Source organism: Kosakonia sp. SMBL-WEM22, from assembly GCF_014490785.1.
Classification (GTDB): domain Bacteria; phylum Pseudomonadota; class Gammaproteobacteria; order Enterobacterales; family Enterobacteriaceae; genus Kosakonia.
Window position 1 is genome coordinate 1,145,833 of sequence record NZ_CP051488.1, and the last position, 16,998, is coordinate 1,162,830.

Annotated in this window: 14 protein-coding genes; 12 read left to right on the top strand and 2 right to left on the bottom strand. The window is 55.6% G+C overall.

Annotated features, from left to right (window positions below; genetic code table 11):
• The first annotated feature begins 41 nt into the window (after positions 1-41).
• Both HF650_RS05410 and HF650_RS05415 read left to right on the top strand, forming a co-directional pair.
• Positions 42-2,744 carry a DUF2339 domain-containing protein gene (locus HF650_RS05410; protein WP_187801496.1) on the top strand — a complete coding sequence of 901 codons (2,703 nt, stop codon included), beginning with the start codon at positions 42-44 and terminating at the stop codon, positions 2,742-2,744.
• On the top strand, positions 2,741-4,108 hold the full coding sequence (locus HF650_RS05415; protein ID WP_187801497.1) for a DUF3999 domain-containing protein: 1,368 nt from the start codon (positions 2,741-2,743) through the stop codon (positions 4,106-4,108). Before HF650_RS05410 ends, HF650_RS05415 begins: the two co-directional genes overlap by 4 nt.
• Positions 4,109-4,237: 129 nt before the next feature.
• Here the strand turns inward: HF650_RS05415 and acpH are convergent, their stop codons facing one another.
• Positions 4,238-4,819, bottom strand: coding sequence for an ACP phosphodiesterase (gene acpH, locus HF650_RS05420; protein ID WP_187801498.1), 582 nt, complete (start codon positions 4,817-4,819; stop codon positions 4,238-4,240).
• 93 nt (positions 4,820-4,912) lie between these two features.
• Between acpH and queA the strand changes: the two genes are divergently transcribed.
• From queA to HF650_RS05470, 10 genes are all read left to right on the top strand, one after another.
• Positions 4,913-5,977, top strand: coding sequence for a tRNA preQ1(34) S-adenosylmethionine ribosyltransferase-isomerase QueA (queA, locus tag HF650_RS05425; protein ID WP_187801499.1), 1,065 nt, complete (start codon positions 4,913-4,915; stop codon positions 5,975-5,977).
• A gap of 182 nt (positions 5,978-6,159) precedes the next feature.
• Positions 6,160-7,287 carry a tRNA guanosine(34) transglycosylase Tgt gene (tgt, locus tag HF650_RS05430; protein WP_023481912.1) on the top strand — a complete coding sequence of 376 codons (1,128 nt, stop codon included), beginning with the start codon at positions 6,160-6,162 and terminating at the stop codon, positions 7,285-7,287.
• Between the two features lie 21 nt (positions 7,288-7,308).
• The gene (gene yajC / locus HF650_RS05435; RefSeq protein WP_187801500.1) at positions 7,309-7,641 is read left to right on the top strand and encodes a preprotein translocase subunit YajC; all 333 of its coding nucleotides are present in this window, start codon (positions 7,309-7,311) and stop codon (positions 7,639-7,641) included.
• A gap of 27 nt (positions 7,642-7,668) precedes the next feature.
• Positions 7,669-9,516 carry a protein translocase subunit SecD gene (gene secD / locus HF650_RS05440; RefSeq protein WP_187801501.1) on the top strand — a complete coding sequence of 616 codons (1,848 nt, stop codon included), beginning with the start codon at positions 7,669-7,671 and terminating at the stop codon, positions 9,514-9,516.
• A gap of 10 nt (positions 9,517-9,526) precedes the next feature.
• Complete coding sequence (gene secF / locus HF650_RS05445; RefSeq protein ID WP_187801502.1) at positions 9,527-10,498, top strand: protein translocase subunit SecF; 972 nt, start codon at positions 9,527-9,529, stop codon at positions 10,496-10,498.
• 231 nt (positions 10,499-10,729) lie between these two features.
• Positions 10,730-11,347: a response regulator gene (locus HF650_RS05450; protein ID WP_223284272.1), complete on the top strand. Its 618-nt coding sequence runs from the start codon at positions 10,730-10,732 to the stop codon at positions 11,345-11,347.
• A 15-nt stretch (positions 11,348-11,362) separates the two neighbouring features.
• Positions 11,363-12,082 carry an Hpt domain-containing protein gene (locus tag HF650_RS05455; protein ID WP_187801504.1) on the top strand — a complete coding sequence of 240 codons (720 nt, stop codon included), beginning with the start codon at positions 11,363-11,365 and terminating at the stop codon, positions 12,080-12,082.
• Positions 12,083-12,277: 195 nt separating this feature from the next.
• Positions 12,278-13,480 carry an ATP-binding protein gene (locus tag HF650_RS05460; protein WP_187801505.1) on the top strand — a complete coding sequence of 401 codons (1,203 nt, stop codon included), beginning with the start codon at positions 12,278-12,280 and terminating at the stop codon, positions 13,478-13,480.
• A gap of 168 nt (positions 13,481-13,648) precedes the next feature.
• Positions 13,649-15,226, top strand: coding sequence for a glycosyl hydrolase family 18 protein (locus HF650_RS05465; protein ID WP_187801506.1), 1,578 nt, complete (start codon positions 13,649-13,651; stop codon positions 15,224-15,226).
• A 197-nt stretch (positions 15,227-15,423) separates the two neighbouring features.
• Positions 15,424-16,194, top strand: coding sequence for a lytic polysaccharide monooxygenase (locus HF650_RS05470; protein ID WP_187802614.1), 771 nt, complete (start codon positions 15,424-15,426; stop codon positions 16,192-16,194).
• A gap of 97 nt (positions 16,195-16,291) precedes the next feature.
• Here the strand turns inward: HF650_RS05470 and HF650_RS05475 are convergent, their stop codons facing one another.
• Positions 16,292-16,975 (bottom strand): response regulator transcription factor, encoded by a 684-nt coding sequence (locus HF650_RS05475; protein WP_034814117.1) that lies wholly within the window; start codon positions 16,973-16,975, stop codon positions 16,292-16,294.
• Positions 16,976-16,998: the final 23 nt, after the last annotated feature.

Here is a 16,998-nt window from a genome sequence, read left to right on the forward strand (position 1 = left end):
AGGCGGGCGTAACGTCTCCCCTTTAGCGAAGGCGAAAGTACATGGATGGTCTTCTGATATTCGGTGTTATCGTGCTTATCCTGGCGCTGGTCGTGGTGCCGATAATGGCGATTGTTGCCTGGCGGCGCAGCCTTGCCACGCAGGTCGAGCTGCAACTGCTGCGCCAGCGCGTCAGCATACTTGAACAACGGGCAGTTGCCCCTGCGGTGAGTGAGGAACTTGCCGTTGAGCCGGTAAACGAGCCGGTAAGCGCACCGCCTGAGGTGCCGCCGCCAATACCTGAGCCGCAGCCGATGGCGGCAAGCGAAATTATCCCTGCACAGCCGCAACCCGCACCCAATGTCTGGGGGCGTAAAGTCGCGACGGCAGAGCCGACGCCAACGCCTGCGGTGCGTGAACGTAAAGAGACGAAAGCGCCGGATGGCGAATCCTGGGGCGTGGTTACCGCGCTGGTGCGCTGGTTTATGCAGGGCAACCCGCTGGCGAAACTCGGCGTGCTGCTGCTCTTTATCGGTCTCTCTTTCCTGCTGCGTTACAGTGTGGAATATGCGCTCTTCCCGCTGGAGCTGCGGCTTGTCGCCGTGGCGGTTGTCGCGCTGGTGCTGCTGGTTCTCGGCTGGCGATTGCGGCATAAACAGACGGTATTTGCCCTTATTTTGCAGGGCGGGGCGGTAGGCGCGCTCTATCTCACGGTATTTGGCGCGTTTCGCCTCTGGCAAATGCTGCCGATGACGCTCGCCTTTGCGCTGCTGATTGTGATCTGCGCAGCCAGCGTCGGCCTTGCGGTGCTGCAACGGGCGCTGAGCCTGGCGCTGCTGGCAAGCCTCGGCGGCTACCTCGCGCCGATCCTGCTCTCTACCGGCGGCGGGAGCCATATCGCGCTCTTCTCGTTCTACCTTCTGCTCTCCGTTGGCATTCTCGCGATCAGTGTTTGGCAGCACTGGCGCGAGCTGAATATCCTCGGCATGTTCTTCACCTTCGGCGTGGCCGCCCTGTGGGGCATTTCCAGCTATCGCCCGGAAGATTACCTCAGCTGCCAGCTCTTCCTGGTTGCCAACTTGCTGATTTTCGGTGTCTTCAGCGTGGGGCTTTCACTACGTGCCCAGCGCCGGGGCGAGCGCATTATCGACGGTGTGCTGCTGTTTGCCCCTCCGCTGGCGGGTTTTGGTATGCAGTACGCCATGACGCAGCACTGGGCCTACGGACCGGCCTTCAGTGCCCTCGGTTTTGGCCTTTTCTACCTGACGCTCGCCGCGGTTGCCCTTAAACGCTTCCCGGCCGCTGGTAAGCCGCTGGTGCTCGCCGCGCTGGCGCTGGGCGGGGCGTTCGCGACGCTCGCCATTCCGCTGGCCTTGTCCGCGCGCTGGACGGCAATGGCCTGGTCGCTGGAAGGGCTTGGTGTGCTGTGGCTCGGCGTGCAGCAACAGCAGCGGCGCATGAGCTACAGCGGCACGGCGCTGTTGCTGCTGGCGCTCTTCAGTGCGCTGTGGGCGGTAGCCAATGGTATCAACGCGCTCTCCACGCTGATGATTTTTGCTGTCCTCAGCGCCAGCTGGCTGGTCGGCGCAGGGCTGTGGCGCACGATTCGACGCGAGGGAAGCTGGCTGCTGCTGGCGGGTGGCATTCTCTACTGGATTATCGCGCTGGCGGGCGCGGTGGAGCTTGTGATGCCGCAAGCGATGCAGATGGGCTTTGGTCTGTTGCTGCTGGTGGCGCTCTCCGTGTGGCTGTGGCGCGCTGGGAGTATGCGTTTTGCCTGGCCGGAGCTCGGGTATGCCCAGTGGTTACTGTGGCCAGCGATGGTGTTGTTAATCGGCGAGCGGCTGGTTGCTCAGGGGCACCTGCTGGCGTCCGGCTGGCAAAACCTGGTCTGGTGCGTGGCGCTGCCTTCTGCGCTATTGCTGTTACGTAAAGCGGGCGGCACGCTGCTACCGCGTCTGTCGAAAGGTTTACATCTCTCCCTTTTCTGGCTGCTGCTGATCGCGGCTGGCAGCGAGCTGTGGTGGTTTGTGAACACACTGCCGTGGGGTAATGCGCCGTGGCGATGGGGATTGCCGATGGCGGCTGGCGGCGCGGTGATTATGCTGACGCTGGCGGCGGTGCGCCGCAATTTGTGGCCGTTCCGCGTCTGGCCTGCGCTCTATGGCGCGCAGGGGCCGGCACCGCTGGTGCCGCTGCTCATTATCGCCTTGCTGTTTGCCAACCTGAACGACGGCGTGGTAATGGGCATGCCATATCTGCCCCTGCTCAATCCGCTGGAGGAGGGCGCGGCGTTCGCGCTGCTTGGCGTGTGGCTCTATACCCAGTTCGCCTGGAAACACTATCCGCATTACGCACCCGATCTCCGGAGCGCCCGCCCGTGGGCGCTCGCTGCGCTGGGATTCTGGTGGCTGAATGGCATACTGCTGCGCGCGCTCTCCTGGTATGGCGAGGTGACGTGGAGTGCAGAAAGCCTGTGGGCGTCACGCCTTATTCAGACAACATTTGCTCTCTTCTGGATGCTGATTGCGCTGGTGGTGATGATCCGCGCGACGCGCCAGCAGGCGCGACAGCAGTGGTTGGTCGGCGGTGGACTGCTGGGCGTTGTGCTGGTGAAACTGATGCTGGTCGACAGCGCGGGCGGCGGTGGGCTGGCACGCGCCATCGCCTTTATTGGCGTCGCGGTACTGGTACTGATTGTGGGCTATTTTTCACCCTTGCCGCCAAAAGCGGTGCGGGAAGAGAGCGAGGGAGAAGGACAATGAAAAAGTTGTACGGATTACTGTTAAGTACGCTGTTTTGCGCCACGGCGAGTGCAGCTGAGCTCCCTGAAAAACCGCAGGATTATGCCCGCGGCGTGATGCTGGATGTGCCACAGCCCGCCTCCTGGTATCGCGTCGATCTGCCGCAGGAGGTCTATGCCCACAGCGCATGGCCAGATCTGCGCGATGTGCGGGTGTTTAACCATGACGGTGAGCGTGTACCGTTCGCCCTTGAAACGCAAAATACCAAAACCGTGGCTCCTGAAGCAGTGCCGCTGCGTGTCTTTCCGCTGGATGCTACGCCCGTGAGCGGCGCGGCACAGCAGGAGAATATCGTGCGCCTGCAGGCACCGTCCGGAGTGGAGATCCGTATTGAAGGCGACGCCTCAAAACCGGTTGGAAAGAGCTATTTGCTGGTGCTGCCCCCCGATCTGCCCGATACCTTCCGGCTTGGCGAGATCAAGCTGGGCTGGCAGGAGAGCAGCCAGAACTGGCGCAGCAGAGCCTCGGTGCTGGTAAGCCACGATATGCGCAGCTGGGATACTTTGCTGGATGATGCACCGGTGATGGCGCTGGCAAGCGGAAACGATAAGCTCAAACTCGATCGTATACAGCTTCCGGAAAGGCAGTTGCCCGACGGCGGGCGTTATCTACTGCTGGTGTTTGATACGCCAGACCTGCCGGTAACTCTCACCGAGGCAATGGCCATGCCCGGCCGCGAGCCGGCACCGCTTGAGAAAATACAGATGGCGGGAAACGGGCGGCAGGTTTCGCCGACCGAAGCGCAATATCAATGGCCACAGCCACAGCCTTTTCGCTCGCTCTCTGTAGAGTTTCATGAAGATGTCGTGCTGCCAGTAGAGATTGCCATTCGCCGCACGGCGACTTCGGCGTGGCAGCCGCTGACTAAAACTGTGCTCTGGCAACGTAATGGGCAGCGCTCCGTGGCAGTGGAGCTGGCGGGCGAGACGGTGCAGGCTGTACGCATTACCACGCTGGACGCGCGTCTGCCCAATCTGTTGCCGCAGGTCTACGGTAGCCGCGATCGGCTGGCGTTGGTGTTTAACGCCCAGGGCAAAGAGCCGTTTATATTGGCGTGGGGAAATAAAGCGGCGCAGCCTGCCGCCGTCACGCCGGACACGCTGATCCCGCAGGAGTTGCGTAAGCAGCTTGACCCTACGTCGATTCCCGATGCACTGCCAGGAGATAAGGTCACGCTGGGCGGAGAGGCGCGTATGACGGCAACCCCCCTTACCGAACAGGAAGGAAAGTGGAAAAGACTGCTGGTATGGGGCGTATTAGTGCTGGGCGTCGCGGTTCTGGCGTGGATGGCAATCCGCATCTGGCGTGAAGCGCAGAGCCGTTAAAGTGTGACACCGATAAAGTGCCGGATGGCGCTGCGCTTATCCGGCCTACAAAAGCTGCGTTGCACCACCTTGTAGGCCGGATAAGATGCTAGCCGCCATCCGGCAATGCAATGCCAAACGTGACAGCCTTTACAACGTCCCCGCCTGCGCCTGCGCCATCATGCGCGGGTAAAACGTCCAGAACTGCGTCTCCAGCGCCTGATAATTGGCGTCAAGATCCTGCCACGAGTCGCGCAGCGCCGCCAGCCGCGGGCGGCGGCTCGCCATGCCGTTGAGCACATTCTGGATAAACGCCATCTCGCCGTAGCGCTCCATCCAGCGTTCCGACCATAAGTAATTGTTCAGATTGACAAAACGCGGCGGCGAATCGGGCAGAATGGTCGCCACCTGCGCATGGGCATAGCGGATAAAATCCGCCAGTTCGATGTTGGGCGAGACCTGCGCCCAGTGGCGCGAAAGAAAGTGATCCCACATCACATCCAGCGTAATCGGCGCGACGCGACGCGTTTCGGGGCGAAACCACTCGCGGGCGATTTTCACCTCCGGCAGGTTGTCGGTCAGTACATCAATACGGCGATGCATATGGATCCCTGCCACCACCTCCGGTGTGTAGAGGTTTTCCGGGTTGCCGCGGACAAAATCCGCCAGCAGGTTGCCGGCAAGAGAGCTGTTCGCCAGGTGGGCAAGGTGCAGGTGCGCTAAAAAATTCATCTCTATTATTTATCCAAAAGCGGCTAACGGTTGCAGCGAAGGGGCGTGGGCACTAGACTACCCGCCTCTTATTTTATGTCTCGAGTCAGTGTCATGCGCGTTACCGATTTCTCCTTTGAGTTACCCGAATCCCTGATTGCCCACTATCCACAGCCTGAGCGCAGCAGCTGTCGCTTACTGTCGCTGGATGGCCCAACAGGCGCGCTGACGCACGGTACTTTCACCGATCTGCTCGATAAGCTCAACCCGGGCGACCTGCTGGTGTTCAACAACACCCGCGTAATTCCGGCGCGTCTTTTCGGGCGTAAAGCCAGCGGCGGCAAGATTGAAGTGCTGGTTGAGCGCATGCTCGACGACAAACGTATTCTGGCACATATTCGCGCGTCTAAAGCGCCGAAGCCGGGTGCCGAGCTGCTGCTGGGCGATGCGGAAGATATTCAGGCCACCATGGTTGCCCGCCACGATGCGCTGTTTGAAGTAGAATTCCATGATGAGCGCCCGGTGCTCGATATCCTGAACGCCATCGGCCATATGCCGCTGCCGCCCTATATCGATCGCCCGGATGAAGAAGCCGACCGTGAACTCTACCAAACGGTCTACAGCCAGAAGCCGGGTGCCGTTGCCGCGCCGACGGCGGGTCTGCACTTTGATGAGCCGCTGCTGGATCGCCTGCGCAACAAAGGCATTGAGATGGCTTTTGTCACGCTGCACGTCGGTGCCGGTACCTTCCAGCCGGTGCGCGTTGATAGCATCGAAGATCACATTATGCACTCCGAATATGCCGAAGTGCCGCAAGAGGTGGTTGATGCGGTGCTGGCGGCAAAAGCGCGCGGCAACCGCGTAATCGCAGTCGGCACGACCTCCGTGCGCTCGCTGGAGAGCGCGGCGCAGGCGGCAAAAGAAGATCTGATCGCACCCTTCTTTGGCGACACGCAAATCTTTATCTATCCGGGCTATCAATACAAAGTGATTGATGCACTGGTCACCAACTTTCACCTGCCGGAATCGACGCTGATCATGCTGGTCTCTGCTTTCGCGGGGTATCAGCACACCATGAATGCGTACCGCGCCGCAGTTGCTGAAAAATATCGCTTTTTTAGTTACGGGGACGCGATGTTTATCACGTACAATCCGCAGGCTGTTTTAGAGCGCCCTTAACAGGGAAATTTTACTTGCCAGTCTGCATCCCTGCAGTGCTCGCACGCCCCACGTGCTGCGCGCTGTCGGTGCAGAGTGGCTGCGCCAATAACGCCCGTGTGCGGATTGGCCAATTCGAGGTTGTGGAGTGAATCCGCAACAAAGAGTAATCATCAGACTGTCTATCTGGTGTTGGAGAAAAGATGAAATTCGAACTGGATACCACCGACGGTCGCGCCCGCCGCGGCCGGCTGGTGTTTGAGCGCGGCGTGGTAGAAACGCCGGCGTTTATGCCTGTTGGCACCTACGGCACCGTCAAAGGGATGACCCCGGAAGAGGTCGAAGCCACCGGCGCGCAGATTATTCTGGGTAATACCTTCCACCTGTGGCTGCGCCCCGGGCAGGAGATCATGAAGCTGCATGGCGATCTGCACGACTTTATGCAGTGGAAAGGGCCAATCCTCACCGATTCCGGCGGTTTCCAGGTATTCAGCCTCGGCGACATCCGCAAAATCACCGAAGCGGGCGTTCACTTCCGTAACCCGATCAACGGCGATCCGATCTTCCTCGATCCGGAAAAATCGATGGAGATTCAGTACGATCTCGGCTCCGATATCGTGATGATCTTTGACGAGTGTACGCCATATCCGGCGGACTGGGATTACGCCAAACGCTCAATGGAGATGTCCCTGCGCTGGGCGAAACGCAGCCGCGACCGCTTTGACGGGTTGGGTAACAAAAATGCGCTGTTCGGTATTATTCAGGGCAGTGTTTACGAAGATTTACGCGATATCTCCGTCAAAGGTCTGGTAGAGATAGGCTTTGATGGCTACGCTGTCGGCGGTCTTGCTGTGGGCGAACCGAAAGAGGATATGCACCGCATTCTGGAGCATGTCTGTCCGCAGATCCCCGCAGACAAACCGCGTTACCTGATGGGCGTAGGTAAGCCGGAAGATCTGGTCGAAGGCGTGCGTCGCGGCATTGACATGTTTGACTGCGTGATGCCGACGCGCAACGCGCGTAACGGCCATCTGTTCGTGACCAACGGCGTGGTGAAAATCCGTAACGCAAAATATAAAAGCGACACCAGCCCGCTCGATGCTGAGTGTGATTGCTACACCTGTCGCAATTATTCGCTCGCCTACTTGCATCATCTCGATCGTTGCAACGAAATACTGGGCGCGCGTCTCAATACCATTCATAACCTGCGCTACTATCAGCGCTTAATGGCTGGTTTACGCAAGGCTATTGAAGAGGGTAAATTAGAGAGCTTCGTAGCAGATTTTTACCAGCGTCAGGGTCGACCGGTTCCACCTTTGAACGTTGATTAATTTAATAATGAGGGAATTTGAATGAGCTTTTTTATTTCTGACGCGGTAGCGGCAGCAGGCGCACCGGCACAGGGCAGCCCGATGTCTCTGATCCTGATGCTGGTTGTATTTGGTCTGATCTTCTATTTCATGATCCTGCGCCCGCAGCAAAAACGTACCAAAGAGCATAAAAAGCTGATGGACTCCATCGCGAAAGGCGATGAAGTGCTGACCAATGGTGGCCTGGTTGGGCGCGTAACCAAAGTAGCGGAAACTGGCTACATTGCTATCGCACTGAACGACACCACTGAAGTGGTAATCAAACGTGACTTCGTAGCTGCCGTTCTGCCGAAAGGCACCATGAAGGCGCTGTAATTTTCGTTTTTCCCAAAGGGAACTGCCGTGTTAAACCGTTATCCTTTGTGGAAGTACATCATGCTGGTCGTCGTTCTTATCGTCGGCCTGCTTTACGCACTTCCCAACCTCTATGGTGAGGATCCGGCTGTTCAGATCTCTGGCGCGCGCGGTGTCGCCGCCAGCGAACAAACTCTGATCCAGGTCCGGAACGAACTAACAAAAGAAAAAATTCGCTGGAAATCTGTGGCGATGGAAGAGGGCACGGTACTTGCTCGCTTTGAATCGACGGACACCCAGCTGCGCGCGCGTGAAGTCCTGCTCAGCGCATTAGGCGACAAGTATGTTGTCGCACTCAACCTGGCACCAGCTACGCCTCGCTGGCTCTCCCTCATTAAAGCTGAACCGATGAAACTCGGCCTCGACTTGCGTGGCGGGGTTCACTTCCTGATGGAAGTGGATATGCAAACGGCGCTGGGCAAACTGCAGGAACAGAATATCGACAGCCTGCGCAGCGATCTGCGGGAAAAAGGCATTCCTTACTCCACCGTGCGTAAGGAAGATAATTATGGTCTTAGCATTCAGTTCCGCGACAGCGCAGCGCGCGATCGGGCGAATACCTATCTGACCGGCCGTCATCGCGATCTCGTCTTCTCTAACCAGGGCGACAACGTGCTGCGCGTGGTGATGAGCGATGCGCGCCTGAGCGAAGCCCGTGAATATGCTGTTCAGCAGAACATCAATATCCTGCGTAACCGTGTTAACCAGCTTGGCGTAGCCGAGCCGCTGGTTCAGCGCCAGGGTGCTGATCGCATTGTGGTTGAACTGCCGGGTATTCAGGATACGGCGCGCGCGAAAGAGATTCTGGGCGCGACCGCAACGCTTGAGTTCCGTCTGGTCAACACTAATGTTGATGCCTCCGCTGCGGCAAATGGTCGTATTCCGGGTGACTCCGAAGTGAAAATGACGCGTGAAGGGCAGCCGGTTGTGCTCTACAAACGTGTGATCCTCACCGGCGACCACATTACCGACTCAACCTCCAGTATGGATGAGTACAACGTGCCGCAGGTGAACATTTCACTGGATAGCGCCGGCGGTAACATCATGTCTAACTTCACCAAGGACAACATCAATAAACCGATGGCGACCCTGTTTGTGGAGTACAAAGACAGCGGTAAAAAAGATGCCAACGGTCGCGCGATTCTGGTGAAGCAGGAAGAGGTGATTAACATCGCCAGCATCCGGTCTCGCCTCGGCAACAGCTTCCGTATCACAGACATCAAAGAAGCGGCCGAAGCGCGTCAGCTTTCCCTGCTGCTGCGTGCGGGCGCGTTGATTGCGCCGATTCAGATTGTGGAAGAGCGTACCATCGGTCCAACCCTTGGCGCGCAGAACATCACTCAGGGTCTGGAAGCGTGTCTGGCCGGTCTTGCAGTGTCGATTATCTTTATGATCTTCTTCTATAAGAAGTTTGGCCTGATCGCGACCTCGGCGCTGCTGGCAAACCTGGTGCTGATTGTCGGCATCATGTCCCTGTTGCCGGGTGCAACGCTGACGATGCCGGGGATTGCGGGGATCGTGCTAACCCTTGCGGTAGCGGTGGATGCTAACGTACTGATAAACGAGCGTATTAAAGAAGAGCTGAGTAACGGGCGATCCGTACAGCAGGCGATTCACGAAGGTTATCAGGGCGCGTTCTCGTCCATTTTCGATGCCAACATCACCACGTTGATCAAAGTGCTTATCCTTTACGCGGTTGGTACTGGCTCAATCAAAGGCTTTGCAATCACCACCGGTATCGGTGTGGCGACGTCCATGTTCACCGCAATTGTCGGTACCCGTGCCATCGTCAACCTGTTGTACGGCGGCAAACGCATTAACAAGCTGTCTATCTGAGGAGTGCGTTGTGGCACAGGATTATACTGTTGAACAATTGAACCATGGCCGTAAAGTCTGGGACTTTATGCGCTGGGATAACTGGGCTTTTATCATTTCCGGCGCGCTGCTGATCCTCTCCATCATCGTGATGGGCGTTCGCGGCTTTAACTGGGGCCTGGATTTTACCGGCGGTACGGTCATCGAAATCTCGCTGGAGAAACCGGCGGATATGGACGTCATGCGCGAAGCGCTGGAGAAAGCGGGCTTTCAGGATCCGCTGCTGCAGAACTTCGGCAGCAGCCGCGACATCATGGTACGTATGCCGCCCGCGCAGAGCGATAATGGCGGGCAGATGCTGGGCAGCAAAGTGGTTAGTGTGATTAATGAAGCCACCAGCCAGAATGCTGCCGTGAAGCGTATTGAGTTCGTCGGCCCGAGCGTGGGTGCGGACCTGGCACAAACCGGCGGCATGGCGCTGCTGGTGGCGCTGATCAGCATCCTTGTCTATGTCGGTTTCCGCTTCGAATGGCGACTGGCGGCGGGCGTGGTTATCGCGCTGGCGCACGACGTCATTATTACCATGGGCGTGCTGTCGCTGTTCCAGATCGAGGTTGATCTGACCATCGTGGCGTCGCTGATGTCGGTGATCGGTTACTCGCTCAACGACAGTATCGTGGTATCGGACCGTATCCGTGAGAACTTCCGTAAGATCCGTCGCGGTACGTCGTATGAGATCTTCAACATCTCACTGACGCAGACGCTGCATCGTACCTTGATCACCTCTGGCACAACGCTTGTGGTGATCCTGATGCTCTATCTCTTCGGCGGCGCGATGCTGAAAGGCTTCTCGCTGACGATGCTGATCGGTGTAGCAATCGGTACGGCCTCTTCCATCTATGTTGCTTCGGCGCTGGCGCTGAAACTTGGGATGAAGCGTGAGCATCTCCTGCAGCAGAAAGTGGAAAAAGAGGGGGCAGATCAGCCTTCCATTCTGCCGTAACAAACTGGCAATAAAAAAACCGCAGCGTAACGTTGCGGTTTTTTTTGCCTGAAATATATATAATCTTTATCGGTCCATTATTTTTCATTTATTGTTTATATTGGTTATGCGCATTTATTTATGCCTCGTCCTTGATTACTAATAAATATTCATCCTGCGCCGGGAGCTTTTTTGTTAGAGTAGCCGCCACTCTCGCGACAATGATGCCAATAGTAATCCATAAGCATGGTAATGGAAAAAAGGATCCTGATAGCAGACGACCACCCCATCTATTTAATGGGACTGCGCGCATTACTCTCACCGCTTGCCGGTCAATATCATATTGTTGATGAGGCTCTCACAACCGATGAGGTAATAAGCAAGCTCGAATTTCATGATATCGACATTCTGGTTACAGACTTCAGTATGCCAGGGGATAAATATAACGATGGCCTCGCGCTTATTCAGTTAATTAAACGGCGCTGGCCCGCTCTGGTGATTATTGTGGTGACAATGATCCATAACCCTGGTATTCAGCGCGCGTTACGGCAGCTCGGCGTGCATGCCGTGATCAGTAAAGCGGGTCTTGCAACGGAGTTAGTGCATTTCATTAAAGGGCTTAGCGGCACCTCTGCGTTCAGCAAACCAACCGCCGACGCACTGGCCTCGACAGGCATCAGTCTGACACCCAAAGAGAGCGAAGTACTGCGGCTGTTACTGCGTGGCTTAACGGTAAGCGATATCAGCGCCCGTCTTAATCGCACCAAACAAACCGTTAGCGCACAAAAGAAGAGCGCGATGCGAAAGCTCGGCGTCACCACCGAATATGAGCTTTATCAACAGCTACAGCAGCTTGGGCTATTCAGCTGATCGTCAATAGTTAAGATGGAAAAAGCAGCTAACCTCCTCGTCACCTTTGACTCATCGCAGCAGCGGCTCTTAACGCAGCAGTGCCGCCAGGATCTTGTTAATAAGATTGACGTTATTAATAGCGAATCTGCTATCGGCGCGTTGCGCCATCAGCGCTGGAACGCCTTGATAATTGATTTAACCCATTATTTTAACCCCGGCCTGAAGTTTATTAGCCGGGTGCTGGCGGCCGAACTGTTGGGCACCTTTACGCCACCGGCGCTGCTATTAGCCTGCAGCGCGGCGCCGGAAAACTTAAATCTTTCTCTGTTACGTCTTAATGGCTTTGATTGGCTTATCGCCTTACCGATAACCGTAGCTATACCCTGTGGCGTGCCGCAAGCGATGAACCTCAGCGAGCTAAATGCACTGGCAGGCGAGCAGCAGGCGGTTATGGATGCGATGATCCCGGTGCTTATCCAGACGCTCAGAGATGATATCTGCCACCTGACCAGCTTGCCTGCCCAGATGTCGTTCACGGCAATCGCAGATATTGCCCATCGAATGAAATCCTCCTGGCACTTGCTGGGCATGGGCCGTGCCCGACGAAGCTGCATTATTATGGAGCGCCTGCCCGCGCTTCTGGAGAGCGGTGTAATAGACGCGCAGGAGAGCGAAAAGATGCGCATCAATTTTATTTCAGTGCTGTTTGCGTCGCTTCGTCAATGTAAGAGGCTTTTATCCGGCTACCATTAGCGTGATGCTCCGGTTAAATAGCTCTCCCTTCTCTTAATGGTGAATCTATTTAAAGCGGAGCAGATCATGCACAGCCTCTCTTCTTATCGCCTTTTATGGCTTACTTTTATTCCGGGGCTACTTTCCTGCTCATTGCCTGTGTATGCCGCTGCCCCTGCGCGTGGGCACGACGCATTCTTGCTGGCCGTAATTCTTATGGGCGTACTCCTCCTCACCTTGATTTACGGGCTCGCACAGTGCGTCCGTAGGCGCAACCCCGCGCGCGAAGAGACAGACTCCTCAAGCCTTGCGAAAAGCCACTTTCTCGCCATGATGAGCCATGAAATCCGCACACCGCTCAATGCGATCCTCGGCATTCTGGAGCTGCAGATTAAACAGAATGCCCGGACGCAGCATGCGCAGCCGATGCTGGAGGTAGCCCACGATGCGGCAAAAGATTTGCTGGTATTGGTGAGCGATGTTCTGGATATTTCGCGTATTGAGTCGGGCCATATGACTCTTGAATCCTCTGCGCAAGAGTTGGTTAGCCTCACCCGCTCGGTGGTGCAGCTTTTTGAAGAGGCGAGCGTGCAAAAGCAGCTTGCCATCCATTTTTCGGTCGTGGGTGGCGAGCGTTGCCCGGTGCAGATTGACCCCTGGCGCTACAAACAGATCCTCTCCAACCTGGTGAGTAACGCCATTAAGTTCACCCATGAAGGGGAGATCCGCATTACGCTCGCTCACCACCCGGCAGAAACGCAGCGGGTTGCGGTATCACTGACCGTTATTGATAGCGGACCAGGCATTGCACCAGAGCACCAGGCACGGCTTTTTACCCCTTTCACTCAATTCTGCTCCCGTGAGAATGGTGCGCAAAACGGCTCGGGCCTTGGCCTCGCCATCTGCCGGGCGCTGTGCGAGTTAATGTCGGGGGAACTCATACTTGCCAGCACGCCAGGCAAAGGGACCTGCGTTACGTTGCACCTCACTTTACCGGCATCCAACAAACCCCAGCCTGTGCAGAGAAGCCTGACCGTGGGCGCGGGTTCGACTGCGGGGGGCAAGCGGGTGCTGATTGTTGATGATTACCGGCCAAGTCTGCTGCTGCTGCGCCACCAGCTTGAACTCCTTGGCCACCAGGTGACGCAAGCGGAAAGCGCAGAGGAGGCGCTGGCAAAATGGCATGCCCAGCGATTTGATTACATTCTGATGGATTGCAATATGCCGCAGGTCGATGGCTTTCAGCTTGCGAGAACCATTCGTTTTCAGGAGCAGCAGCGCGCTATTTTTCCGGCAACGCTGCTAGGTTGTACTGCAATTGCTGAGAGCGACATTATTGAGGAGTGCAAAAATGCGGGCATGGATGGCTGCTTATTTAAACCTTGCAGCCAGCAGGAGATTGCACAATGGATAATATAAACGCGGTGCTTATGGGCGAGTGAAAAATAGCATCGATTGTTGCCAGGAATTTTCCTTGTTAATACCTCTTGCTTCTCAACCCAGAAAAGAGGTCGCTAATAGGATTATTAACGGCCGGGATTAAGATGGAGGACAGAATAATTACTTACCCTGTAACAGGAGGTTACATTGAAAAAGCTCTCTTTAGCTGCCTTGATTGGCTCGGTATTACTGACGCAATCTGTGTTAGCGGCTGAAAATAACCGTATCATGAGTTACCTGACATCCTGGGGGCTTCCACAGGATGCCGCAACCCAGTTAGAGAAGTCCAATGTGGATACCTTCCTCCTCTCTTTTGGCGGATGGAATCAGAATGGTGAAATCTCCTCTTCGGACAACATCATTAATCCTGTCGAGTACGATCCTTATTGGCTTTCCCCTTCCTATACTTCCTGGACGCAGACCAAGCTGGCAGCGCCATCTAAACGCATACTGGTGGCTTTCGGGGGGGAGACCTATGAAAGAATGTGGGGTTATATCGCCGATGCGGCAAGCCGGGAAAAGATCACGCAGGGACTGGTTAAACTGCTGAAAACCGACTTCCCCGTTTACAAAAAAGATATGAAGCCGGAAGAGATGGTGGGCGACTGCTTAAGCACCAACTGGGATAAAACCTGCAATATGGCGAGCTACCAGAAAGCCGGTACGGTTCAACTGGATGGCATCGATTTCGACTATGAAAAAGTGGCCCGCCTGACGCCGCAGGAGAACCAAAATCTGCTTATCCTGGCGAAACGCGTTAAAGCGCTGCTCGGAAAGGAGAGCGGTAAGGTGCTGAGCCTGACCACCTATCACGTCGGGGCAGATCCCGAAGCCTGTGCCAGCCCATCGGTTATGGAGAACTGCTCGTTTATTGAGGATGCTCGCTCGGCCCACCACGGGGAAGTGCTGGGGCTGCTTACCGCCGGGCGCGATGTGTTCGATTTCTTCAACGTCATGACCTATGACGCCGGTCCGCGTTTCCGTTATGACGTTGCCATGGCCAACTATGCGCGTGCGGTGGGCGATAAGAAGAAGGTTATTCTCGGTAATACCATTAACTCCCAGTGGGGGCCGGAAGGCCGCTATGTTGAATCTAAAGAGAATAACCTGGCGCGTGCGGCCTGGCAGGCTGAACAGGGATACGGCGGCGTTTTTGTCTGGGCACTGGGTTCCAATAATGTGTCGATGAGTTTTCCCGACCAGGTGAGCTATATCAATGAGATGAAACAGGCGGCGGACGGCGACGCGCCGCAGGTGGAGAACCATATTCCTGTGGCGAAAGCCACTTATCCGCAAACGGTGACCGGTGCTGCCACCGTGGTGCTAGATGGCTCTGCATCAACGGATCCGGAAGGCGCTGCGCTTAGCTGGAGCTGGACGCAGGTTTCAGGTCCGCATGTAACGCTGGACAGTACAAATCAGCAGAAGGCAAGCTTTACGCTCAATGCGCCGGAGCAGGCGAGCACACTGGTCTTCAACCTGACGGTAAATGATGGCGTGCATGACTCGCTGCCATTGACGTTGACCATTCAGCATCTCCCTGAGGAGGATAGTGCCTCAGATCCCGATGAGCCGGATAACCCGGGTGTTGCTGAAGTGTGGCAGAGCGATAAGATCTATGTTGGAGGTGATAGCGTCTCCTGGAAAGGGCTGGAATATAAAGCACGTTGGTGGACCCGTGGTAATGAGCCAGGAACGAATGAAGTGTGGCAGGTAGTTGAGTAAGTTCTAGTTGAGTTAATCTTTTGATGTTTTGCCGCAATGTTCGCATTGCGGCTTTTTTTTAATTTATTTTCAATGGGAATTTTCCTCGCCTTATTACTCTGCCTCTGTAGAGATACAGGAAAGTTGATATTACTGCCGGGGCTATAAGTAATTAACTTAGCTCTGTGGATTTATATTCACTAATAAACGGAGCACGTATGACTTATTCAAAAATAGGCCTGGCGATCTTTACATTATGTATGGCAGGTGGTGCGCTGGCACATGGCTATGTCTCACTCCCGGCGTCACGCGCATATATGTGTAACGCCAATATGGGCTATCAAAATAAAGAGTGCGGCAGCGGTCCGCTGTATGAGATGCAAAGCGTTGAGGGTCCCGATGGTTTTCCCGCTGTCGACCAGGGGCCTGCGGATGGTCATCTCGCCAGCGCGGGATTAGCCTCTATGGGGCGGCTGGATGAGCAGAGCGAAACGCGTTGGGCGAAGCACCCTATCAGCGTCGGCAAGCATGCCTTTACCTGGACCTATACCGCGCCGCACAAAACCAAATCCTGGGACTACTACCTGACGAAAAGCGACTGGAATCCCGCGCAGCCCCTAACGCGCGCCTCCTTTGAGGCAGAACCCTTTTGTCATATCGATGGAAAAAACATTCAGCCCAGTACCGGCCCGGATCTGGCGCATGAGTGCATGGTTCCCGAACGGCAGGGCTATCATGTGATCTTCGCAACATGGGATGTTGCCGATACGGCCGCTACATTTTACAACGTGATTGACGTCGACTTCGGCGGACATAACACGCCTGCACCGGATGAAGGCCCTCAGAGCGATCTCCCGACAGAGTGGCGCAATGACGCTATCTATTTTAGCGGCGATAAAGTGTCGTGGAACGGGAAAGAGTATCAGGCACGCTGGTGGACGCGGGGCAACCAACCGGGGGAACATGAAGTCTGGAGCGAAATGAAGTAATACGCAGCAGACGAAACAAGGCCATGCAGTAACTGGATGGCCTTGTTTTATTACGCTTGCGTAGTGGGCGCGTGGAGTGAAATGGCTGGCTTGGCGATTACATCGCGATATCAAACATTCGTGTCTGAAACAGCAGGCAGTAGAGCTGGCAGTCGGTCCGCACATTCAGTTTCGCCATTGCCCGCAGTTTATGCGCGCTCACCGTTTTGATACTGATATTCATGCGCCTCGAGATGGTGGTCAGCGAAAGACCACGACAGAGCAAGCGAAGTACTTCGCTTTCGCGGGTCGAAAGCTCCTGCGGCGTAATAGCATCGCGGCGGAAAAGAGAGTCCATCAAGCCGCGCTCAATATAGACTTCATCCATTAATACGGTGGCCATCGCGCGCCATAATGTGCGTTCACTGGTATTACGGCTGATATACCCTTTTGCACCGGCTTCGAGGGCGATTCGAATAAGGTTGGTATTGTTATACGGGGATAAGAAGATGATTTTTGTTTTGGGATAACGGCCTGAAATCCATTTGACCAGTGCGATGCCATCTAATTCTGATAAGGGGCTGCCGGTTTTTATTGTCGTCAGTCCGTAGCCAAGGAAAAGCAGATCAACTTGTTTATTTGCGAGAATGTTCAACAATTCTGTTTGTTCATGTGTGTCGCCAACAACCTCTATATCTAATCTCTCTGTGTTGATATTACTGGCTTTCAGAGAGTTAATCATCGAGGTCATCCCCCGGCGTATTATCGTATGCTCATCGGCAATCAATATATTAATTGGCATTAATTATCCTCCCAACGTCCTGT